Origin of the sequence: Pseudomonas sp. NY11955 (genome assembly GCF_048068035.1) — a bacterium.
Classification (GTDB): Bacteria; Pseudomonadota; Gammaproteobacteria; order Pseudomonadales; family Pseudomonadaceae; genus Aquipseudomonas.
In genome coordinates this window covers 222992-241546 of record NZ_JBLUPS010000003.1, presented here as the reverse complement: position 1 = coordinate 241546, position 18555 = coordinate 222992, and the positions used below count along the sequence as shown (strand labels likewise).

24 protein-coding genes and 3 pseudogenes are annotated in these 18555 nt (G+C 59.7%); 17 read left to right on the top strand and 10 right to left on the bottom strand.

Annotated features, from left to right (window positions below; genetic code table 11):
* Positions 1–639 carry a TetR family transcriptional regulator gene (locus ACNFBR_RS06875; RefSeq protein WP_416734206.1) on the bottom strand — a complete coding sequence of 213 codons (639 nt, stop codon included), beginning with the start codon at positions 637–639 and terminating at the stop codon, positions 1–3.
* Between the two features lie 105 nt (positions 640–744).
* On the opposite strand from ACNFBR_RS06875, the gene ACNFBR_RS06870 reads away from it, so the two are divergent.
* Complete coding sequence (locus ACNFBR_RS06870) at positions 745–1707, top strand: XdhC family protein (protein WP_416734205.1); 963 nt, start codon at positions 745–747, stop codon at positions 1705–1707.
* Between the two features lie 2 nt (positions 1708–1709).
* Here ACNFBR_RS06870 and ACNFBR_RS06865 read toward each other — a convergent pair whose 3' ends face one another.
* On the bottom strand, positions 1710–2867 hold the full coding sequence (locus ACNFBR_RS06865) for an MFS transporter (protein ID WP_416734204.1): 1158 nt from the start codon (positions 2865–2867) through the stop codon (positions 1710–1712).
* Between the two features lie 281 nt (positions 2868–3148).
* On the opposite strand from ACNFBR_RS06865, the gene ACNFBR_RS06860 reads away from it, so the two are divergent.
* Positions 3149–4366, top strand: a complete 1218-nt coding sequence (locus ACNFBR_RS06860) for an amidohydrolase family protein (protein WP_416734203.1) — start codon at positions 3149–3151, stop codon at positions 4364–4366.
* Between the two features lie 43 nt (positions 4367–4409).
* Here ACNFBR_RS06860 and ACNFBR_RS06855 read toward each other — a convergent pair whose 3' ends face one another.
* Together ACNFBR_RS06855 and ACNFBR_RS06850 are read right to left on the bottom strand one after the other, a co-directional pair.
* Positions 4410–5288 carry a LysR substrate-binding domain-containing protein gene (locus ACNFBR_RS06855; protein WP_416734202.1) on the bottom strand — a complete coding sequence of 293 codons (879 nt, stop codon included), beginning with the start codon at positions 5286–5288 and terminating at the stop codon, positions 4410–4412.
* A 109-nt stretch (positions 5289–5397) separates the two neighbouring features.
* On the bottom strand, positions 5398–5847 hold the full coding sequence (locus ACNFBR_RS06850; protein WP_416734201.1) for a GNAT family N-acetyltransferase: 450 nt from the start codon (positions 5845–5847) through the stop codon (positions 5398–5400).
* Between the two features lie 228 nt (positions 5848–6075).
* Here ACNFBR_RS06850 and ACNFBR_RS06845 point away from each other — a divergent pair, with 228 nt between their 5' ends.
* The 4 genes and pseudogenes from ACNFBR_RS06845 to ACNFBR_RS06830 all read left to right on the top strand — a co-directional run bounded on the left by ACNFBR_RS06845 (position 6076) and on the right by ACNFBR_RS06830 (position 8397).
* Positions 6076–6771 carry a 3-oxoacid CoA-transferase subunit A gene (locus ACNFBR_RS06845; RefSeq protein WP_010954768.1) on the top strand — a complete coding sequence of 232 codons (696 nt, stop codon included), beginning with the start codon at positions 6076–6078 and terminating at the stop codon, positions 6769–6771.
* Between the two features lie 8 nt (positions 6772–6779).
* Entirely contained in the window at positions 6780–7421 is a 642-nt protein-coding gene (locus ACNFBR_RS06840; RefSeq protein ID WP_416734200.1) for a 3-oxoacid CoA-transferase subunit B, read from the top strand.
* A 434-nt stretch (positions 7422–7855) separates the two neighbouring features.
* Positions 7856–8098, top strand: coding sequence for a hypothetical protein (locus ACNFBR_RS06835; protein WP_416734199.1), 243 nt, complete (start codon positions 7856–7858; stop codon positions 8096–8098).
* 33 nt (positions 8099–8131) lie between these two features.
* Positions 8132–8397 (top strand): annotated as a pseudogene (locus tag ACNFBR_RS06830) (DUF3077 domain-containing protein).
* 158 nt (positions 8398–8555) lie between these two features.
* Here the strand turns inward: ACNFBR_RS06830 and ACNFBR_RS06825 are convergent.
* Positions 8556–9706 (bottom strand): IS3 family transposase gene (locus ACNFBR_RS06825; RefSeq protein ID WP_416734198.1). Its coding sequence is split into 2 segments (ribosomal slippage): positions 8556–9472 and positions 9472–9706, totalling 1152 coding nucleotides; the frame shifts between segments, so codons are not numbered across the junction.
* Between the two features lie 62 nt (positions 9707–9768).
* On the opposite strand from ACNFBR_RS06825, the pseudogene ACNFBR_RS06820 reads away from it, so the two are divergent.
* Positions 9769–9999 (top strand): annotated as a pseudogene (locus ACNFBR_RS06820) (DUF2303 family protein); the annotation flags it as partial.
* A 50-nt stretch (positions 10000–10049) separates the two neighbouring features.
* Here ACNFBR_RS06820 and ACNFBR_RS06815 read toward each other — a convergent pair.
* On the bottom strand, positions 10050–10550 hold the full coding sequence (locus ACNFBR_RS06815) for a hypothetical protein (RefSeq protein ID WP_416734197.1): 501 nt from the start codon (positions 10548–10550) through the stop codon (positions 10050–10052).
* 116 nt (positions 10551–10666) lie between these two features.
* Between ACNFBR_RS06815 and ACNFBR_RS06810 the strand changes: the two genes are divergently transcribed.
* Positions 10667–11425 carry a hypothetical protein gene (locus tag ACNFBR_RS06810; protein ID WP_416734196.1) on the top strand — a complete coding sequence of 253 codons (759 nt, stop codon included), beginning with the start codon at positions 10667–10669 and terminating at the stop codon, positions 11423–11425.
* Positions 11426–11438: 13 nt separating this feature from the next.
* Positions 11439–11822 carry a hypothetical protein gene (locus ACNFBR_RS06805; RefSeq protein WP_416734195.1) on the top strand — a complete coding sequence of 128 codons (384 nt, stop codon included), beginning with the start codon at positions 11439–11441 and terminating at the stop codon, positions 11820–11822.
* Positions 11823–11860: 38 nt separating this feature from the next.
* Here ACNFBR_RS06805 and ACNFBR_RS06800 read toward each other — a convergent pair whose 3' ends face one another.
* On the bottom strand, positions 11861–12199 hold the full coding sequence (locus ACNFBR_RS06800; protein ID WP_416734194.1) for a hypothetical protein: 339 nt from the start codon (positions 12197–12199) through the stop codon (positions 11861–11863).
* Positions 12200–12272: 73 nt separating this feature from the next.
* Here ACNFBR_RS06800 and ACNFBR_RS06795 point away from each other — a divergent pair, with 73 nt between their 5' ends.
* Entirely contained in the window at positions 12273–13196 is a 924-nt protein-coding gene (locus tag ACNFBR_RS06795) for a DNA cytosine methyltransferase (protein WP_416734193.1), read from the top strand.
* On the opposite strand, the gene ACNFBR_RS06790 is transcribed toward ACNFBR_RS06795, so the two are convergent.
* A complete protein-coding gene (locus ACNFBR_RS06790; RefSeq protein ID WP_416734192.1) occupies positions 13193–13456 on the bottom strand; it encodes a C2HC-type zinc finger protein in 264 nt (87 codons plus the stop codon). The genes ACNFBR_RS06795 and ACNFBR_RS06790 overlap by 4 nt on opposite strands.
* Before the next feature lie 148 nt (positions 13457–13604).
* Entirely contained in the window at positions 13605–13808 is a 204-nt protein-coding gene (locus ACNFBR_RS06785) for a hypothetical protein (protein WP_416734191.1), read from the bottom strand.
* A 135-nt stretch (positions 13809–13943) separates the two neighbouring features.
* On the opposite strand from ACNFBR_RS06785, the pseudogene ACNFBR_RS06780 reads away from it, so the two are divergent.
* Positions 13944–15068, top strand: a pseudogene (locus tag ACNFBR_RS06780) (DNA-methyltransferase).
* A gap of 82 nt (positions 15069–15150) precedes the next feature.
* On the opposite strand, the gene ACNFBR_RS06775 reads toward ACNFBR_RS06780, so the two are convergent.
* Positions 15151–16287: a hypothetical protein gene (locus tag ACNFBR_RS06775; protein WP_416734190.1), complete on the bottom strand. Its 1137-nt coding sequence runs from the start codon at positions 16285–16287 to the stop codon at positions 15151–15153.
* Between the two features lie 169 nt (positions 16288–16456).
* On the opposite strand from ACNFBR_RS06775, the gene ACNFBR_RS06770 reads away from it, so the two are divergent.
* From ACNFBR_RS06770 to ACNFBR_RS06745, 6 genes are read left to right on the top strand one after another with little or no spacing between them, the layout of a single operon-like run.
* A complete protein-coding gene (locus ACNFBR_RS06770) occupies positions 16457–16786 on the top strand; it encodes a hypothetical protein (RefSeq protein ID WP_416734189.1) in 330 nt (109 codons plus the stop codon).
* Positions 16783–17079, top strand: a complete 297-nt coding sequence (locus ACNFBR_RS06765; RefSeq protein WP_416734188.1) for a hypothetical protein — start codon at positions 16783–16785, stop codon at positions 17077–17079. Before ACNFBR_RS06770 ends, ACNFBR_RS06765 begins: the two co-directional genes overlap by 4 nt.
* Positions 17076–17345: a hypothetical protein gene (locus tag ACNFBR_RS06760; RefSeq protein ID WP_416734187.1), complete on the top strand. Its 270-nt coding sequence runs from the start codon at positions 17076–17078 to the stop codon at positions 17343–17345. The genes ACNFBR_RS06765 and ACNFBR_RS06760 overlap by 4 nt, the downstream gene beginning before the upstream one ends.
* Positions 17342–17722: a hypothetical protein gene (locus tag ACNFBR_RS06755; RefSeq protein WP_416734186.1), complete on the top strand. Its 381-nt coding sequence runs from the start codon at positions 17342–17344 to the stop codon at positions 17720–17722. Before ACNFBR_RS06760 ends, ACNFBR_RS06755 begins: the two co-directional genes overlap by 4 nt.
* Positions 17719–17967 carry a hypothetical protein gene (locus ACNFBR_RS06750; RefSeq protein WP_416734185.1) on the top strand — a complete coding sequence of 83 codons (249 nt, stop codon included), beginning with the start codon at positions 17719–17721 and terminating at the stop codon, positions 17965–17967. The genes ACNFBR_RS06755 and ACNFBR_RS06750 overlap by 4 nt, the downstream gene beginning before the upstream one ends.
* Complete coding sequence (locus ACNFBR_RS06745) at positions 17964–18371, top strand: phage protein NinX family protein (RefSeq protein WP_416734184.1); 408 nt, start codon at positions 17964–17966, stop codon at positions 18369–18371. The genes ACNFBR_RS06750 and ACNFBR_RS06745 overlap by 4 nt, the downstream gene beginning before the upstream one ends.
* Positions 18372–18555: the final 184 nt, after the last annotated feature.

The following is an 18555-nucleotide window of genomic DNA, read 5'->3' as shown; positions in this document are numbered from 1 at the left end:
TCAGCGGCGCAGGCCGCGCAGGGCCAGGTCGCTGATGAATGCCAACCAGTCGGCCTTGGCCTGCTGGTCGGCAAGGTCCACGGCCAGGAACGAGCTGAGGGTATGGCGGTTGGAATTATAGAAGTAGCAGAGCGAGGCAATCATCAAGTAAGCGTGGGTGATCTCGATGTCGTCGCGGAACAGGCCCTTGGCCTGCCCGGCCTCGATGATCGGTCGCAGCACGCCGACCGCCTCGCCGGACAGCGCCCGGAGGTTTTGCGACTTGCGCGCGTGCAGGCCCTGATGAAGGTTTTCGGTGGCGAGGATGGTGACGAATTCGGGATGGCGCACATAGTAGTCCCAGATGAACGCCACCAGCTCGCGCAAGGCCTGCTCCGGGTCGGCCAGGTCCAGGCGCAGCTTGGCTTCGGCCTGATTGAAACTGGCGTAGATGTGCTCCAGCACGCTGATGAACAGCTTTTCTTTACTGCCGAAGTAGTAATAGATCATCCGGTCGTTGGACTTGGCCAGTGTGGAGATCTGCTCGATGCGCCCGCCGGTGAAGCCTTCCTTGCTGAAGACCTTCACCGCGGCCTTGAGAATGTTGTCCCGGGTGCGGTCGGCCTGCTGGGCGCGAACACCGGTTTTGCGAGTTTGCATGTCGGTCCCTGTGGGGCTGGCCAGATACCCAACACTGCCACAGACGTTGGGCCAATGCGCGGCTTTTTCGGCTGGGCTGACACGATACGAGCGAGGTAGCGGAACATGCAGCATCTCGACCTGCAGGTGATCGACACGGCCCTGCAATGGGCCCAAGCCGGGGATACGGTGTGGCTGTGCACCGTGTTGTCCACCTACGGCTCGGCCCCCCGCTCGCCCGGTGCGATGCTGGTTTGCCGCAGCCCACATGAGTGGGTTGGCTCATTGTCCGGTGGCTGCGTGGAAGAGGAATTCCTCGCCAGCCTCGGGCACGGCGCGTTCACCCAACCCGCGCAGGTGGTGCGCTATGGCGATGGCCAGGAACAGAGCCGGCGCCTGCGCCTGCCGTGTGGCGGCGTCCTGGTGGTGCTGGTGGAGCGGCGGCAGGCGGACGGCGCGTGGCTGGAACATCTGCAAGCCCTGCGCGGGGCACTGCTGGGCCAGCAGCGGGTGACGCGCAGGGTCGGTTTGCCGGCGGGTGATTTCAGCCTGCAGGGCGACAATGGCGTTGCCGTGCGCATGGACGACAGCGCCGTGCATATTGGCATCGGCCCCGCTTTGCGGCTGGTGCTGGCTGGGCTGTCGCCAGTCGCCGAAGCCTGTGCCGACATTGCCCGCACCCTGGGCTGCGAAGTCATCGCCTGTGACCCGCGCGAGGAGATGGCGGGTATCGACATAGAGGGCGCACAGATGCATCGGGTGCTGCCCTCGCTGTTTATCGCTGCCGGGGGTTGCCATGCGGCGACTGCGGTAGTGGCGCTGACCCATGATCCGAAAATCGACGACCTGGCCTTGATGGAGGCGGTGCATACGCCGGCGTTCTACATCGGCGCCATGGGTTCGGCGGCCACATCAGCCCGCCGCGCCGAGCGGCTGCAGCGGATTGGCGGTTTGACCGACAAGCAGATCGAGCGGCTGCACATGCCGATCGGGCTAGACCTGGGCAGCAAGTCGCCAGCGGAAATTGCCCTGGCGGTGATGGCGGATGTGCTGCGGGTGTACCGGGGCAAGCCGCGCGATGCACTGTGACTTTAGCTATGTGCAGTTCCATGCCGGGCAAACTTGATCCCCGCTCCCAGGCAGGTAACCGCAAAGGCAATCACCAACGCCCCAGTCCCCAGCAAGAAGATCAGTTGCTGGTTCGACCCTTCCACCAACAGGGCAATCAGCGCCGGTGTCACCGCTGCGGCCCCCATCAAGGTAATGCTGACCAACGGCGTGAGCTTGCCAGTCGGGTCGTTGGTAGTGATCAACGCCATGTAGTAAGACAGCGATAGCACCCAGCCAAAGTTGATCAGCAACAACGCCACGAACAACTGCATCGGCGTGCGGGTATGGCCGGTGAGCATGGCAATGGAAATGAACACGGCGACCAGGCCCACGGCAATCATCACTTGGCGGTTAACCCGCGCGCCCAGTAGGCTGGGCAACCCGGCCCCAGGCAGGCCGCCAATGGCTGACAGGCCGAACGCCCAGCCAATATCGACACCCTCGATGCCTTGGTCCCGCGCCAACTGGTCGATGAAGCCCCACACGCAATAGATGGCGATCTGCATGAACAACATGCCCACCAACGCAGTGCGCCCCGTGCGCGCCGAACCACCCTGGGCGGGTGAGCCTTCTTGATTGGCCACCGCAACGGTCGGGCGGCGCGGCAGCACCAGGCTGGCGCCGCAGATCAACAGGTACCACAGGCCGAACGCGCACAAGGCGGTTACTGTTCCACTCTGTGCGGCAAGCAAGGGCAGCGCCGCGGAAAACAGCGAGTACTCCGGCGTTTGCAGCAACAGCATCAGCCCGAACGAACGGTCCTGATTGGGCAAGCGGCCCAACGTGGACACCGCGTAGGCGTACACCAGCCCCGCGCAGGTGCCGGCCGCCAGGCGCACACTGAGCAACATTGCGTTGCTGCTGGCATAGGCGGTGGCAATGCTAAGTGCCACGCACAGCGCGCCGACGAATAGGCACAGGCTGCGGCCGCCATGGCGTTTCATCAGCAATGGGCAGAGTAACGTGCCCAGCGTCATGCCGATCATTTCGACCGACACCACCCAGCCTTGCTGGTCCAGTGACAGGCCAAGCTGCTCGGTGACCAACCCCATGAAGATGGGTTGCACGCCACAGACGATGAAGGCAGTACAGGCAATGAAAATCAGCGCGGCACGCAGCAGCTTGGAATCTTGGGTCATGGGGGACTCCGACACGGCATTTGTTTTTATTGTGTGTGGCGACCGGCCCTGAAAGGCGCCGTAGCTGGCGGCTGGGCGGGTCTCGTGGCAATCCTGGGCCGAGATCGAAGGCATTGAAAGTTAATTATCGGAATCGACTTCAGTGGGCTTTTTAATGCACGCCACACCGCCCGCCTGCATCCAGAAATGCACTGCACCCGATCCTGATAATTAATTGGAGACATACCCACATCCCCCCTACCGTGATACGTCTCATAAGCCTCAGTAAAAAAGGCCCGATCATGAACGACCGTGAGTTCATCAATGCCATCGACGCCGATGGCCAGCCCCTGCACATCGCCGTCAGCAACGGCCGCATCACCCACATCGGCCCGCAACGCGCCAGCACGCCAGCCCGCGAGACCATCGACCTTGAGGGCCTGCTGGCCCTGCCTGGCTTCGTCGACGGCCACATCCACCTGGACAAGAGCTTCGTCGGCGACCGCTGGCGCCCGCATCAACCCGTCACCAGCCTGCGCGAACGCCTGGCCGTGGAAAAACGCGAGCTCGCCAGCGCCCCGCCAATCGTCGAGCGTGCCGACGCGCTGATGCGCCAGGCCGCCTCTTACGGCACCCTGGCCATGCGCTGCCATGTGGACGTGGACGCCACCACAGGCCTCACCAACCTGCACGCCATGCTGCAAGCCCGGGACAAGTGGAAAGACCTGCTCGACATCGAGTTGGTCGCCTTCCCTCAAGCCGGCGTCGTGACCTGCCCCGGCACTGCCGAAGTCATGGAAGCGGCCATTGGCGAAGGTGTGCAGGTGGTCGGTGGCATCGACCCGACCACCCTGGACGGCGACGCCGAAGCCCAGCTCGACATCGTATTCGGCATCGCCGACCGGCATGGCGTGAAGGTCGATATCCACCTGCATGAACCCGGCGACATCTGCATCGCCCAGCTCGAGCGCATCGCCGCGCGCACCACTGCCCTGGGCATGCAAGGTTTGGTGGCAGTCAGCCACGCCTATGGCCTGGGCGACGTATCCGACGCAGTGGTCGACCGCACTGCCGAAGTGCTGGCCGGCGCCGGCGTATCGATCATGACCAACGCCCCGGGCGAGCACGCCTTCCCGCCTGTACTACGCCTGCGTGCGGGGGGGGTGCGGGTGTTCACCGGCAACGACAACATCCAGGATGCCTGGTGGCCTTACGGCAATGGCGACATGCTGCAGCGGGCGATGCTGATCAGCTATCGCTCGGGCTTCAATACCGACGAAGAACTGCGGGTTGCGCTGGAGATGGCCACCGAAGCCAGTGCCGGGGTGATGGGCAAGCAGGACTATGGTTTGAAGGTTGGCAACGAGGCCAGTTTCGTGCTGTTCAAGGCACCGAATGCGGCTGCGGCGGTGGCGGCAGCCATTCATGAACGTGTGATCGTGCGCCACGGCGCATTCTGGGGCGGGCCTGCGCAGTTGCAGTTGAAGGCTGCACAGTTTGCTACCGAGCTACGCCGCTAGCCGCACATCAGGGCCGCTGCGCGCCCCAGCGCCGGCCCATGACTCACTCCGCCTCAGCCCGCAAAATCCCGATCAGGATCTCAGCCAACGCCATGACCATCGGGTCTGCGGTGGGCCGATGAAAAATCGCAGCCTCAAACACCTTGATCGGCTTGAACCCCTCCTCCGCCCCCAGCACCCGATGTCTGGCCGTCACTACCCGCGATGGCAACAGACTCACCCCCAAGCCATTGGCCACCGCCTCCTGAATCCCCGCCAGGCTCGAGCTGGTAAATGCGATCCGCCAACTGCGCCCCATCGCCTCGACCGCACCGATCATGTCATCCCGGTACAAGCCCCGCGGTGGAAAAGTCACCAGCGGGATCGGGTCCTGGGCAAAACACGGGTACTGCGCACTGTCGATCCACTCGATGCGCTCCGGCTGGCACGCATTGGCCTCACGGCTATGCCGCCGCTGCTTGATCAGCACCAGGTCAAGCTCGCCTCGGTCATAGGTGCTCATCAGGTCCCGGCTCAGGCCACCAGTGATCTCCAGCTTCACTGTCGGGTTACGCCGGTTGAACGCAGCCAGCGCCTGCATCGTCTTGCCCGCGACAAAATCGTCCGGCAGGCCGATACGCACGGTCACCGTCACCCCACCCGACATGGCTTCGGTCAATTGGCTGCTCACCGCCAGCAGGTGCCGCGCGTAACCCAGCAGTGTTTCCCCCGCATCGGTTGGGCGCACCTCGCGGTTACTGCGGTCGAGCAACTGCTGGCCAACCATTTCCTCAAGCCGGCGCACCTTCTGGCTGACCGTGGACTGGGTGGAATGCAGGCGCGCGGCGGCGGTGGTGAAACTGCCGCAGTCGGCCACCATGACCACGGTGCGGAGCATGTCCAGGTCGTAGATGGCGCGGTTGGGGTTGGTGGATTCTGGCATTTGCAGGTTCAACTTCTAAACGGGGCTTACTGCATGATGCCTCAAGCTGGGGCGCAATACGCATTGCCCCTGTGCGGGGCATGCTTTGTATGCGTGCATGAATGGGGTATCAGGGTACGAGGGTTTTCTCGAAGTAAACCCGTTTGAAACCGTCTTCTGTACGCTTGCCCACCTCTACGTAGCCGAGCTTGGGGTAAATCGACAGGTTCTCGGTCATCATTTCGTTGGTGTAGAGATGGACAGTGCTTAGCCCCCGTTGCCGGGCGGCATTTTCGCAGTAGCCAATCAGCGCCTTTCCTACCCCACGCCCGGCTGCACTGGGCAGGACCGCCACGTTTTCCAGCAGCAAATGCCCTTCTTCGGCATAGAAGACAATAAAGCCCTGAAAGTTCGCCTGGTCATCCGCCGCAACGTAGACCACCCCTTGCGCGATCTGCCTGGCGAAGTCCGCGGTCATCGGGGCTGGCTTGCGCCCAATGAGCGGCACATAGCGAGCGTAGGCCTGTTCGGCGCAATGTCTGATCTCGGGCTCATCAGTGGCTACGGCCAGCCGGATCATGGCGTCTCCTTGGTCAATGGGGGTTCCGATGCTCACCGCAACTGCTCGCACATCGCACAACAGTTCGATAATCGCACCAATTCCGCCAAACCCCCTCTACTGTTGCCCTATCTTGCGGCACGCTATAGCGAAAGTCAGCAAACACTTTCAAGCGCTGACAGGCCCCATCGCTTCATGCGCTCCGGCCAGCCCGACAACCACAACTCCAGGAACAACCAGGAGCTCGCCTTGATCAATAAAACGTACGAGTCCATCGCCAGCGCGGTGGAAGGGATCACCGACGGTTCGACCATCATGGTCGGTGGCTTCGGCACTGCCGGCATGCCGTCCGAGCTGATCGATGGCCTGATCGCAACCGGTGCTCGCGACCTGACCATCATCAGCAACAACGCCGGCAACGGCGAGATCGGCCTGGCCGCCCTGCTCATGGCGGGCAGCGTGCGCAAGGTGGTCTGCTCGTTCCCGCGCCAATCCGACTCCTACGTGTTCGACGAACTGTACCGGGCCGGCAAGATCGAACTGGAAGTGGTGCCGCAAGGGAACCTGGCCGAGCGTATCCGCGCAGCCGGTTCGGGCATCGGTGCGTTCTTCTCGCCGACCGGCTACGGCACGCTGCTGGCCGAAGGCAAGGAAACCCGTGAAATCGACGGCCGCATGTACGTTCTGGAAATGCCGCTGCATGCCGACTTCGCGCTGATCAAGGCGCACAAGGGCGACCGTTGGGGCAACCTGACCTACCGCAAGGCCGCCCGCAACTTCGGGCCGATCATGGCGATGGCCGCCAAGACCGCCATCGCCCAGGTCGACCAGGTTGTCGAACTCGGTGAGCTGGACCCGGAACACATCATCACCCCGGGTATCTTCGTCCAACGTGTGGTCGCCGTCACCGGCGCTGCCGCTTCTTCGATCGCCAAAGCTGTCTGAGGCCTGCCATGACCATCACCAAAAAGCTCTCCCGCACCGAGATGGCCCAACGCGTGGCCGCAGATATCCAGGAAGGCGCGTACGTAAACCTGGGCATTGGCGCACCGACTCTGGTGGCCAACTACCTGGGCGACAAGGAAGTGTTCCTGCACAGCGAGAACGGCCTGCTGGGCATGGGCCCAAGCCCAGCGCCGGGCGAGGAAGACGATGACCTGATCAACGCCGGCAAGCAGCACGTGACCCTGCTGACCGGAGGTGCTTTCTTCCACCATGCCGACTCGTTCTCGATGATGCGTGGCGGCCACCTGGACATCGCCGTGCTGGGTGCCTTCCAGGTCTCGGTCAAGGGCGACCTGGCCAACTGGCACACCGGTGCCGAAGGCTCGATCCCTGCCGTGGGCGGCGCGATGGACCTGGCCACCGGCGCCCGCCAGGTGTTCGTGATGATGGACCACCTGACCAAGACCGGCGAAAGCAAGCTGGTGCCCGCGTGCACCTACCCGCTGACGGGCATTGCTTGCGTCAGCCGTATCTACACCGACCTGGCCGTGCTGGAAGTGACGCCCGAAGGCCTGAAAGTGGTCGAAATCTGTGCGGATATCGACTTCGATGAGCTGCAAAGGCTTAGCGGTGTACCCCTGATCAAGTGATCGCCTGCCCTACACGGCCCTTTGTAGGAGCGGCCTTGTGCCGCGAATGGGCTGCAAAGCAGCCCCAGCAATTGTTGATGTGCCGCTGAAATCCGGGGCCGCCTTGCGGCCCTTCCCCAAATGATGTCTTAACACCTCGGGAAAACTGAATTTTTCGCTTTGTTGTAGGGCATTTCCCAAAGACACTGTTGCCGCCTATTTTCCTGCGGGTGCCCTATCGGGACTCTAATCTGCTCCTGTCGCTGCACATGAGCGACTCGGCTTTGACGGGCCGCGATGGATTTGAGTTATGGCACCTCTTTATGGTGGCTGTACGTGCGGGCACGCTTGCGTGCGCCGGAGTTTCTCAATTCCGCCGGTCCGTCAACCCACGTACAGCTGCCACCCTTCTGCTTGACGGCTGACAGGTGGCAGCACCAATAGGGAATTGAACAATGTTGAAAATGGTCCCCGATCCACCGCACACCCTCCACGCCCTCGAAGACACCCTCGTCCAAACCTCGAACTACTTACTTTGTGCTCTCGCCGTTTCGCAACAAGCGATGCTGCTGCAACCCAAATCACCTGCAGCGGTATTGATGATGGCGACGGCGCATGAACTCGAGTCGCTGCGTTTGTTGCTTGAGTCCGCATTGATTCAGGTGCAGATACCGAACGAACCGCGAACGCTGCACTAAGCCGAAAGACTGGTGCTTCAGGGAGATGGACCAATGGCTACTGACGAACCAAACGCAAAAACGACCGCAAGACCACTTTCTACCAGGGTGAAAACCACACGCACCCACTGTTTCGCATCGAAGCCGGCATTCCTTGCCAGAGCGCTCGGGAGCAGGCGTCGGAGCTGATGGGGTATGTGCGGGAACTGACGATTGTCGGTTTGATGGATGAAAAACCGATGATGATCTGGGCTGCGCATTACCTGAGCGCATTGGCCAAGACGCTGATGGATGATGCGGAACTGGGCATGAAGCGCTGAGCTCGTGGAATGACAAGGCGGCACCTAACGCGTGACCGCCTTTGCTTTAACCGCAGTGCTTATGATTGGGCGCTTTTACGTGGCGCACGCTGAAAACGGGTAATCGCGATTTGAACAGCAGCCGCCACGAGGCACAGCACTGAATCGCCCCTGGTTTCCTAGACACTCTCCAAGCTCAGGAAATAGCGTTTCTCATACTCTACTGGCGACGGCTGCATAGCACTGCTGTGTCGACGCTTGGGGTTATAGAACATCTCGATGTAATCGAAAATATCACTTCGGGCTTCGTCACGCGTTGCGTAGATCTTTCGTCGGATTCGCTCCCGCTTCAAAAGCTGGAAAAAGCTCTCGGCTACGGCATTGTCGTGGCAGTTTCCCCGTCGGCTCATGCTGCTGATCACATTGTTGGCCTTCAGGAAGCTTTGCCAATCTGAGCTACTGAACTGACTGCCTTGGTCTGAGTGAATCATCACTTGCTGCTGTGGCTTGCGTCGCCACACGGCCATCAGAATGGCGTCGATGGCCGGGTCGCTGCTCATCCTGGGCTTCATTGACCAACTAATGACTTGGCGAGAGAACAGATCCAGCACTACCGCCAGGTACAGCCACCCTTCATAGGTGCGGATGTAGGTGATATCGGTCACCCAGACCTTATTCGGCTCACTGACCTTGAACTGCCGGGCCAGATGGTTGGGCGATGCCACTGTTGGTTTTCCGCCATAAAACCCAGGACGACGGCGATAGCCCGTTTGCGAACGCAGCCCCTCTGCCTGCATCAAGCGACCGACTCGATTTCGCCCACAGATCTCTCCTAGCTCTCGCAGGTCATCGTGAATCTTGCGATAGCCATACACGCCGCCGCTTTCTAACCAGGCCTGCTTGATCAAGCCAAGCAGGCGCTGATCTTCTTTGGCTCGGGCAGATTGAGGCTCGGCCAACCAAGCGTAGTCGCCGCTGGGATGCACCTTGAGGGTTTGGCAAAGGCGACGCACTGGGTAATCCGTCGAGTGCTTGTTGATGAAGGCGTACTTCAGCCGCACTCCTTGGCAAAGTACGCGGCGGCCTTCTTTAAGATGTCTCGCTCTTCTGTCACCCGCTTAAGTTCAGCGCGCAGCTTGCGCAGTTCAGCCTGCTGATCATTGTCTTGCTGACGCTGCTCTTGGGGCTTGCTGTAGACCTTGATCCAAGCGTAAAGGCTGTGCACGGACATGCCCAGGCGCTGGGCGACCTCGGCGACAGGTTTGCCTTTTTCGGTCACTTGCTTGACCGCTTCGATCTTGAATTCTTCGGGGTAACGCTGACGACTCATGGCACCTCCTATTTGGGCCTCATTATGAGGCTTGGAGGTGTCTACGAAACCAAGGGCGATTCACCCTACCGGCCTGGCTGGACTTCAAGGTCATTCCGTTCGAAGGCCTTGGCGAGCAAGTGATCCGCCTGCGCGTGTCAGTTATCACCGGCGGCTCGCAACCGGTGCTGAAGCTGCGCTGGATCGGCGAGGAAGCCCAGCGCGAGGCCACCGCCCAAGAATTCAAGTCCGTGCTCGACACCAAGATTGGCACCGGCGCGCAGCTATCCTTGGGCACCTTTGACGCGAAGTAAACGATGATCGCGCCCTCGCTTTGCGGGGGCGTTTTAAGCGTTCATCGGGCTCACTCAAAGAGAGCTGAGGGGAAGCGACTCCTAGAGATGATGAGTTTTTCCCCGGCCACATAACCCCTAGTGCGAGCCGCGTTCATGTATGCGCGAAGACTTTTGCCGTTGGGCATCGTTACCAATACCTGATAGCTATCTTCGCTCCCGCCAAATGTTTCCGCCCTTGCGCTTACCATATCATCAAACTGGAAGGAGTCGATGCAGCAAACCTCCTGTCCTTCCACGCACACCAGGCCGAGAAAAACCTTTTTGTAGTGCTTTTTTGCGCTTTCTATCGCTGCAATGACGTCCGAAGAGAAGTTGAAAAGGTACTCGGCGTGAACGCCATTTGGCTCTTGCCTGTACTTCAGGAAAAGACACGTATCAGCGTTGATCAGGAAAGCGTTGTTTACCTTCTTGCCCTCAAGGCGTAAGGAGTTGATTGCTGTAAAGCGATCATCCTCGGCAATCTGCATTAAAGCAGCACCCAAATTCTGGTGCTCGGTACGAATTTTCATAGTTGCTCCATAACCCGGCTCCATGCCGGCCGGCCATCAAACACCAACCAATTTCAAAAAGCCACCACACCAAGGTCGCACCGGCCACAGAGGGCTGCGCAAGCGCGGAGAAAGCCATGAATGACGAACAACGCCACCAAAAATGGATCGCCCAGCGCAAAGCCGAAAAAGCCAAACGCCGCGACCGCGCCGCCGAGTGCCTGAAGGACCACGAATACACCGTGCTGGCTGACACCGACCAGCTGAAGGCCTGGCGCTGCAAGGCACCGCGAACCACCAGCTACGCTTTCGACATCCTGATCACCCGCTTCGGTATCGAAACGATCGGTGACATCGACGGCCTGACCTTCAACGTCGGCCTGTTCTACGGCATCGAATTCCTGGCCGGTGACGACATCGGATACTACATCCACTCGAAGCTTGAAGAGCACTGCCGCGAGCGTGAGTTTGACGAGCACGCTTTCCGCGCGGCACTGGTGACTGGCGTATGCAGCCAGGTCTGCGAGCAAGTCGACGAGGACCAGTACAGTGCCCTGCCCGAGTGGATGCGCAACGACGGCGGACGCCACGAGGCCGGCCGCTGGGATGAGCTCCGGAAGCTGGTTAAAGAGCATCTCGCAGCCATTGAATATGACGGGAATGGCCGCGACTTCTGGGACTCGCTGAATGACCGCCTGAGCGAGGCCGACGACATCAGCTACGTCGAGCAAGCCAGCATGTTCATGGGCGAGCACCACGAAGAGCTTGGCCTGGGCTGCGACTACTGGGAGATCACCATCGACAAGCCGCGCGACAGCCTGATCAACCGGCTGTACCTGATCAACCACGCCGCCAAGGCGATCGTCGCCCAGCAGGGCGAAGCGAAAGCCGCCTGACCCGGAGGTTTCGATGAGCAACTACAACTGCGACTACGTTCGCCGCCATTACGACGTGCCGGCCGAGATCGGCCGCCGCGTTATCGCCAACGGCGAGCCGGGCGTGATCATGGCCGACCGAGGCCACTACATCGGCGTCGTCCTCGACAGCGATCCGAAGAAGCGCATTCGCAACTACCACCCCGCCTGGGAGATGCAGTACGGCGAGATGGCTGAAAAGCTGCCGCTGAAGCGCTACCAGGTGCTCGTTGCCGGCTGGGACTGGTGGGACATCACCAATCGAACAATTGTCGACGTATTCGCCAGCACGCCGTCGCAGGCTAAGTACAAGGCCTACGAGCGCTGCGAGTACCACGACATTGAGTGCATGTTCGGCTTCAAGGTTCGCCGGGCCTGATCTTCCGGCGCTGCCCACCAGCGCCGGAGTTCAGTAAGTTAGGAGAAAAGCAGATCTCCATATCCCCACACCAACGTTCCTGCTGCCGCAGAAAACACAGTTGCGACCCTCAAGCCATTCAAAATACCGAGGTAATCCACCCGTAGCTCATTGGTCAGCCGACCTATTTCTTCGGACAGCTGCGACTCATTCAGGAGCGCAAACACAGTCACAATTGCCCCGGAGCGTGCGAACCAATCGCCAGGGTCTGTCCCTACCGGGACAAAGAAGCACAGTATTGCCCACCCCAACGAGACGGCGGTGGCAGCGAAGGCAAGGAAGATTCTTCGCTTAACTTCCCGTCTAGTCGCCGCCGCTTTTCCTTCTGGTTCAAACATTTAAAGCTCCTTGATGGCATTTTGCCCACGCAAAGTACCCATCGAATCGGCTTTTGTCACGTCGGACATTCACATGATTAAAGCAATCGACCTATTCGCCGGCCCCGGCGGATGGCGCACCGGCGCCCGCGCCGCAGGCGTCCAGGTTCTCTGGGCAGCAAACCACTGGCCGGTAGCCGTTGAATGGCACAGCGCCAACCATCCCGAAACACAGCACGTCTGCCAGGACCTGCACCAGGCACGCTGGGAGCAGGTGCCGGCACACGACATCTTACTAGCCTCACCCTGCTGCCAGGGCCACGCCAAGGCGCGCGGCAAGAAGTCGGGTAACCCGGAACACGACGGCTCGCGTTCGACAGCCTGGGCGCCGGTATCGGCACTTGAGTTCCACCGGCCACAAGCGACAGTGATCGAGAACGTTCCTGAGTTCACCGACTGGGTGCTCTATCCCGCTTGGCTTCAGGCGGTCCAGGCCCTTGGATATCAGGCAACGCCGCACATCGTGGACTGCGCCGACCTCGGAGTGCCGCAGCACCGAGTGCACCTGTTCATGGTGCTGACACGCAGCAAGGCGCCGCTGATGCTTCAGCTGCCACAGGAACGACATGTGCCGGCAGCCAGCTTCCTCGACTTCGACGGGGGACGGTGGTCGCAGATCGAGAAACCAGGCCGGGCCCAGGCCACACTCGACAGGGTGCGCAACGGGCGCCAGCGCTTCGGCGACCGGTTCATCATGCCCTACTACGGCAAGGGATCTGGCACCACCGGCCGCGACATCAATCGACCGATCGGCACCATCACCACCCTAGACCGCTGGGCGCTAGTCGACGGCGACCGCATGAGGATGCTCAGCGCCAGCGAGGCCTTGGCGGCGATGTCGTTCCCAGCCGACACACTGCGCCCGGACAACCACCGCCTGACCATGCACATGGCGGGAAATGCAGTGCCGCCGCTAGCCGGGCAGCGCGTCATCGAAGCCTTGATGAAGGCCGTTTAATGCTTGCGGCTCTTGCCCAGCCCGTAAGCACCTCCGTTCACGGTGAAAACGCTACGCCCCTTCTTCTTTTTCTTCTTGGGACTAAAGAGCAGGCGCACCCGTCGGGCTCGAGCTGCACCAGACAGATCGCAAACCTTGAGGCCAACCGGGCCTTTGCAGGTGTCGATGTGCTTGCGCAATTTCTGAGCGGTGAATAAGCGACCGCAGTGCTTGCACACCTGGTCGATTGGTCGTCCCTTCGCATCAACGTCAACTGTCATGACTTCCCTCCATTGAAGTCGCGAGCATAACCGCGAGGTATCCCCATGCCCACAGAAAACCGATCCAGCAACACCGAGATGGCTTCAACGTCGCGGGCTCACAAGAATCGCTACTCTGCCTGCCCCTCCGACGCTGCCCGCCAACGCCTTAACGCTTCTCGTGAAGCTCCGGCGGCCAAGCGCTGATAAACCAGAACAGCCCTAGTCCACCGATGTTGCCCCAGCTCCAGTGAATAGCCGGGTGGATGATCAGCCCAATAACCCAGATTGCAACCATTGCTCCGCCGACCCAGCGCCTGCGCTTCGGTATGAACCACTCCTTCAACGCTGCACGACTTTCCCGCAACCCCATTACCACTCTCCTTGTTTGGTAAGTGGCGCAGCATACCACCACAAATTACTGCACGGCTCTGCCCGCCAGCGCCTTCCCCTATTCAACGATAACGCCTCCCCGGCGAGGGCGGCGCCTGTACGCAAGGACCACAACATGGCCCAGCAACACCGCATCCTGGTGGGCGACTGCATCGAGATGATGCGGACGCTGCCGGATCAATCAGCGCACACCTGCATCATCAGTCCGCCCTACTTCGGACTTCGAGATTACGGAGTAGATGGCCAAATTGGCCTGGAGGCCTCGCCGCGTGACTTCATCGACAACCTGGTCGCCGTGTTCCGCGAAGTGCGCCGCGTACTGCGGGACGACGGGACGATCTGGGTGAACATGGGCGACAGCTACTCCAACGGCGGGAGGACGTGGCGCGCTCCTGACAAAAAGTCAGAAGGTCGAGCTATGGAGACGCGGCCTGATGATGGAATGAAGCCAAAAGACCTTTTGGGCATGCCCTGGCGCTTGGCCTTCGCCCTGCAGGATGACGGTTGGTAGCTGCGGCAGGACATCGTTTGGGCCAAGCCGAACCCGATGCCCGAAAGCGTGCGCGACCGCTGCACCAAGTCTCATGAGTACCTGTTTCTGCTGAGCAAGTCGCCGAAGTACTTCTTCGATCAAAGTGCGATCAGGGAGCCCGCAAACCTGACCGGCAAGGGATCGGCCTCTACTTTTCGTGGCGGCGCTTATGTCGACGGCTCAACCTTTGACAACTCGAACGGAGGTACCCGGACGGTTTCGGGCAACGTGGTACCGCGCAACAACGGGGTGGGATGGGGGCACGGCTACGACACCGATCCCAAGCCCCGAACTGTTGGCAGCAAGCGCAACAGCTTCGCCAGGGAAACAAAGTACTCCTGCGGCGATCATGGCCAGACCGGGCAGCACAGACCTGGCCGCAAGGACATCGACTACGACACCACTCGCAACAAGCGCAGCGTCTGGACGGTGGCCACCAATGGATTCAAGGGCGCCCACTTCGAGACCTTCCCGCCGGATCTGATCCGGCCCTGCGTTCTTGCCGGCGCCCCGCGCGGCGGGATGGTGCTCGACCCCTTCGGCGGTGCCGGCACCACTGCACTCGTCGCCATGCAGGAAGGCCGGCAATCGGTCATCTGCGAGCTGAACCCAGAATACGCCGCCATAGCCCGCCAGCGTCTGGATACAGCCTGGATCGAAGGCGCTGCACAGATGGACTTCCTGCTGGACCAGTCGCCAGCTGCCTAACCTAGGTCTAGGCAGCGAGCCCCTCCTCCCCTAGTTGGGAATCGGCTCTCCACGCCTGCAGACCCAACCACTGTGCCGTGTATTACTTACGGAGTTTCCCGACAACTTCGGCCAACTTATCTAAACCATCAAAAGTGGAAGGAATAGCGCTTTCGTCGTTCACAATACCGCTAAACACAACTTGCTCAAAACGCTCTAGCAACCCAGGACTGCCAGCTCGCGCATCTTTCGAATACTCGGCGTAACTTTGAACAAACTGACAAAGAGTCATTCTCAGGTCAATTTGAAGAAGCTGAGCCTTAATGGATTTGAAATTTTGAAGCGCCACCCTGAAAAAATAAAGAATCAGCAACTCCAAACCAGCGAGTGCAGCCAAACCGACATAATCAGGCCCATGGCTCGCAGGCGCCTCTAACGTAGCGAAGAACTTTAAAACCACCGGAACCAGAAGTAGAGTCCCCAGAACCAGCAAATAGAAAAAATTCCACCTTCTCTCACTTACTTTCGTAACCCTCAAACTCTTGAAACCGGCATAAAGCCCAACGAAATTGAACGCGGTCTCATATGTTTCAAGCTTTTCGGCCAGAGCCTTGACACGTTCCTCCCTGGCACCAATTGATTTCTCAGCTTCAGAGCGCTCGGATTCTGAGCGTTTGATTACTTCAGGAAGATTCTTTAGGGAAGTAAGACTTGGATGGTAAAGATAATGCTGAACCACATTAACCAGCATTTGGTGCCCAGCATATCGTACTTGGCTCGATGCGGAGCCATACTCAAAATCGGAAACGCGAGCGAGAATAGACAACAGCTCCGACGATATTGCATTTGGGCTGCTAAGTTGAAACTCAATCACAAATCTATAGCAATAAGCAAAAAGATGCTCTGCATCTTCCATATTTAAGCTAAAGCTTTTGACCTCACCCATGAACCTATCACCTACCGACGCAATATTCATTATGCACCGCTCATCGAAAGCCTCAGGATAGCTATTGATGTGATAAAGGGTAGTCCCTATAAACTCAAGAAGAAACTTGTGCTTCTCGTTATCACTATCTCTAATCGCATCTAGTCCACCGCGAACCTTGCTCACCGTCTGCGAAAGTATCTGCCTGTTTCGGTCAGTTGTAAAATACTGGCCTATTACTCCATCCATAGTTATTACAACCCAAGTAAAACTGCTCAATATACCTGGAGCCTGGCCGATTAGAAAGTCACGCAATGATTAAATCCTTTCTTTGCGAGCAAGCACGACAGGCAAATAAAGCTGGAAGTACAGGCGACTCGCATTAGGAGCCACCTAAATACTTGGAGCACATTTGTACTCCACCCAGCTGTAACCCCTTCCCCCCTCTATTCAATGCCGCGATATGGCGGCCAAGGACGAAGTCATGCCTGAAGAAAAGCAACTGATCCAGCCGCTGCAGGTGGAGCGCGATGAATACGGCTTCTGGACCCATCCAGCGTGGCCTGACGACGGCGACGAGTGCGCTCTGCCATTCAGCTGGTTCGGCGACCATGGCCTGGAGTACTGCGTGGTCGAGATGGAAAACGATGGACCGGAAGAGCTGAATGCAGAATGGCTCGACGCCGGCGGCGACTATGACTGCACGCCTTGGCAGCCCAGCAAGCCGGCCGGTGATGGCTGGTTCACCTTCTCGATCCACGACACTGAGGACGGCCCGATCTGCGTTTGGGTCCGCCAAAAGGTGGCGGCATGAGGCTGAAACAGTATCCGCTGGGCGTGCAAAGCGTCGGCAGCGACACCTACATCGCAATGAGCAAGGGTCACTACGACCTTGAAGAGTTCATGGCTGAGGCAGTCAAAGAACACCCTGGCTGGTTCCTGGGCGGTCCTCAGCACAAATGGTGCAAGTCGGTGCCGGATCGCTCTGGCGAGTTCGCGCACCGATACGTGTTCGTCGAGGAAGGCACGCCAGGCGCATGGCCGGCGACCTACTGCTGGGAGTTCGGCGAAGACTACAAGCGCTACAACGCCGAGGTGCAGCCATGACCCGCCTCGCCCTCTGCCTCCTGCTCCTGGCCACCGGCGCCAGCGCAACCGAACTTCCGTCAGGCGTCTGGTCCTTCGAGGACAAACCCCGCGGCGTCGTCTGCTACGTCATGAACTCGCTGGGCAACAATGCCATCAGCTGCGTGAAGGTCTGGCTGCCTCAAGTGGCCGGCAACGAGCGCCAGCTCTCCCCGCACGAAACCCAACCCGAACCTACACCCGCTCTGGCGCCTGGGCGCTGGAATCACGTGAGGTATTCGATGTGAGCGAAATGATTGAAGTCAGAGCCATGGATTTGACCAGCCATGCGCTCGACTACTGCACCCTGGTGGCGAACGGTAAACAGGCTCGGATGACTGAATCCGGGGTTCGACTGGCAATTGGCAGAAGCGTTTTCAAGCGCTTTAGCCCCACATCGGACAGCCGATTGGCCAGCGAGCAAATACTCACCCATAGGGTGCGCTTCGATGAACTGCTTCCCGGATATGCGTTCTTGGCAAGAGCCGGTGACGTGGTCTGCGGAGGCTCAACAATCGACATAGCCGCCTGCCGCGCAATCGTCGTTGCATCGCTTGGTGAGGCATTCGCTTTGCCTCGCCATGTGGCGACTGGGCGCTGGATTGATGAGAGGTATCAGCTGTGAAAGACGCATCAGCACTGGGCCGCGACATGTGGATCATGCTTCGGCCAATCTTCGACGATGTTGCAGCAGCTAACGGTTTCGACGGGCCAATCGAAAAAGGCCAGCTATGGGCCGGATTCATGGCAGCGGCAAATGGTGCCATGTATGCGCAGCTGGGCGCTGCCAACGCTCGCATCATCAACGATGCAATCCGCGACGCTGTTACGGACGTTGCCCGAAGCAAGCTGCAGGTGGTGAAACCATGACCAACCTGATCGAAGTGAAGACGGCCGACCTGGTCGGCGAGCAATTGGCCTGGGCCGTCGGAAAGGCGGAAAGCCTCGATGTCCTCCCCGCCCCACCTATCTACGGCAACCCATGGCGTGTGTTCGTTCGCTACACCGGCGAGGTCACTATCCGCGATGTTCGGTATGACCCGCACGAAAACTGGGCTGTGGGCGGATCGCTTCTTCACAAATACAACGTCGACCTTTCAGTCGAGCGGCGAGGCCGAATCCACTGCTACCTGTGCAACGACGATGGAGTGCCCACCGAATTCCGAGACGGCATGTACGGCGAGACGCACCTTATCGCGGCCTGCCGGTGCATCGTCTTGAACAAGCTTGGCCTCATCGTTCAGGTGCCAAAGGAACTGATGCCATGCTCCTGATACCAATCCCTACAACTCAAGCTCGCCGGCGTACAGCCCAGAAATGCGTCGCGGCGAGCAACGCCCCCGGTATGGCCAAACCAAGACCGCTATAGATGAATGCAGGCTGGTCTGTCATCAGCCCACTGAAAGCGAACCCGACACCAGTTGGTATCTGTGTGACTGCTGCATAGCCCCACGGCTT

What these genes read in the sequence shown, in the direction of transcription:
- ACNFBR_RS06875 (WP_416734206.1), bottom strand. Translation starts at nt 639, where the DNA reads ATGCAAACTCGCAAAACCGGTGTTCGCGCCCAGCAGGCCGACCGCACC.
- ACNFBR_RS06870 (WP_416734205.1), top strand. Translation starts at nt 745, where the DNA reads ATGCAGCATCTCGACCTGCAGGTGATCGACACGGCCCTGCAATGGGCC.
- ACNFBR_RS06865 (WP_416734204.1), bottom strand. Translation starts at nt 2,867, where the DNA reads ATGACCCAAGATTCCAAGCTGCTGCGTGCCGCGCTGATTTTCATTGCC.
- ACNFBR_RS06860 (WP_416734203.1), top strand. Translation starts at nt 3,149, where the DNA reads ATGAACGACCGTGAGTTCATCAATGCCATCGACGCCGATGGCCAGCCC.
- ACNFBR_RS06855 (WP_416734202.1), bottom strand. Translation starts at nt 5,288, where the DNA reads ATGCCAGAATCCACCAACCCCAACCGCGCCATCTACGACCTGGACATG.
- ACNFBR_RS06850 (WP_416734201.1), bottom strand. Translation starts at nt 5,847, where the DNA reads ATGATCCGGCTGGCCGTAGCCACTGATGAGCCCGAGATCAGACATTGC.
- ACNFBR_RS06840 (WP_416734200.1), top strand. Translation starts at nt 6,780, where the DNA reads ATGACCATCACCAAAAAGCTCTCCCGCACCGAGATGGCCCAACGCGTG.
- ACNFBR_RS06835 (WP_416734199.1), top strand. Translation starts at nt 7,856, where the DNA reads ATGTTGAAAATGGTCCCCGATCCACCGCACACCCTCCACGCCCTCGAA.
- ACNFBR_RS06815 (WP_416734197.1), bottom strand. Translation starts at nt 10,550, where the DNA reads ATGAAAATTCGTACCGAGCACCAGAATTTGGGTGCTGCTTTAATGCAG.
- ACNFBR_RS06810 (WP_416734196.1), top strand. Translation starts at nt 10,667, where the DNA reads ATGAATGACGAACAACGCCACCAAAAATGGATCGCCCAGCGCAAAGCC.
- ACNFBR_RS06805 (WP_416734195.1), top strand. Translation starts at nt 11,439, where the DNA reads ATGAGCAACTACAACTGCGACTACGTTCGCCGCCATTACGACGTGCCG.
- ACNFBR_RS06800 (WP_416734194.1), bottom strand. Translation starts at nt 12,199, where the DNA reads ATGTTTGAACCAGAAGGAAAAGCGGCGGCGACTAGACGGGAAGTTAAG.
- ACNFBR_RS06795 (WP_416734193.1), top strand. Translation starts at nt 12,273, where the DNA reads ATGATTAAAGCAATCGACCTATTCGCCGGCCCCGGCGGATGGCGCACC.
- ACNFBR_RS06790 (WP_416734192.1), bottom strand. Translation starts at nt 13,456, where the DNA reads ATGACAGTTGACGTTGATGCGAAGGGACGACCAATCGACCAGGTGTGC.
- ACNFBR_RS06785 (WP_416734191.1), bottom strand. Translation starts at nt 13,808, where the DNA reads ATGGGGTTGCGGGAAAGTCGTGCAGCGTTGAAGGAGTGGTTCATACCG.
- ACNFBR_RS06770 (WP_416734189.1), top strand. Translation starts at nt 16,457, where the DNA reads ATGCCTGAAGAAAAGCAACTGATCCAGCCGCTGCAGGTGGAGCGCGAT.
- ACNFBR_RS06765 (WP_416734188.1), top strand. Translation starts at nt 16,783, where the DNA reads ATGAGGCTGAAACAGTATCCGCTGGGCGTGCAAAGCGTCGGCAGCGAC.
- ACNFBR_RS06760 (WP_416734187.1), top strand. Translation starts at nt 17,076, where the DNA reads ATGACCCGCCTCGCCCTCTGCCTCCTGCTCCTGGCCACCGGCGCCAGC.
- ACNFBR_RS06745 (WP_416734184.1), top strand. Translation starts at nt 17,964, where the DNA reads ATGACCAACCTGATCGAAGTGAAGACGGCCGACCTGGTCGGCGAGCAA.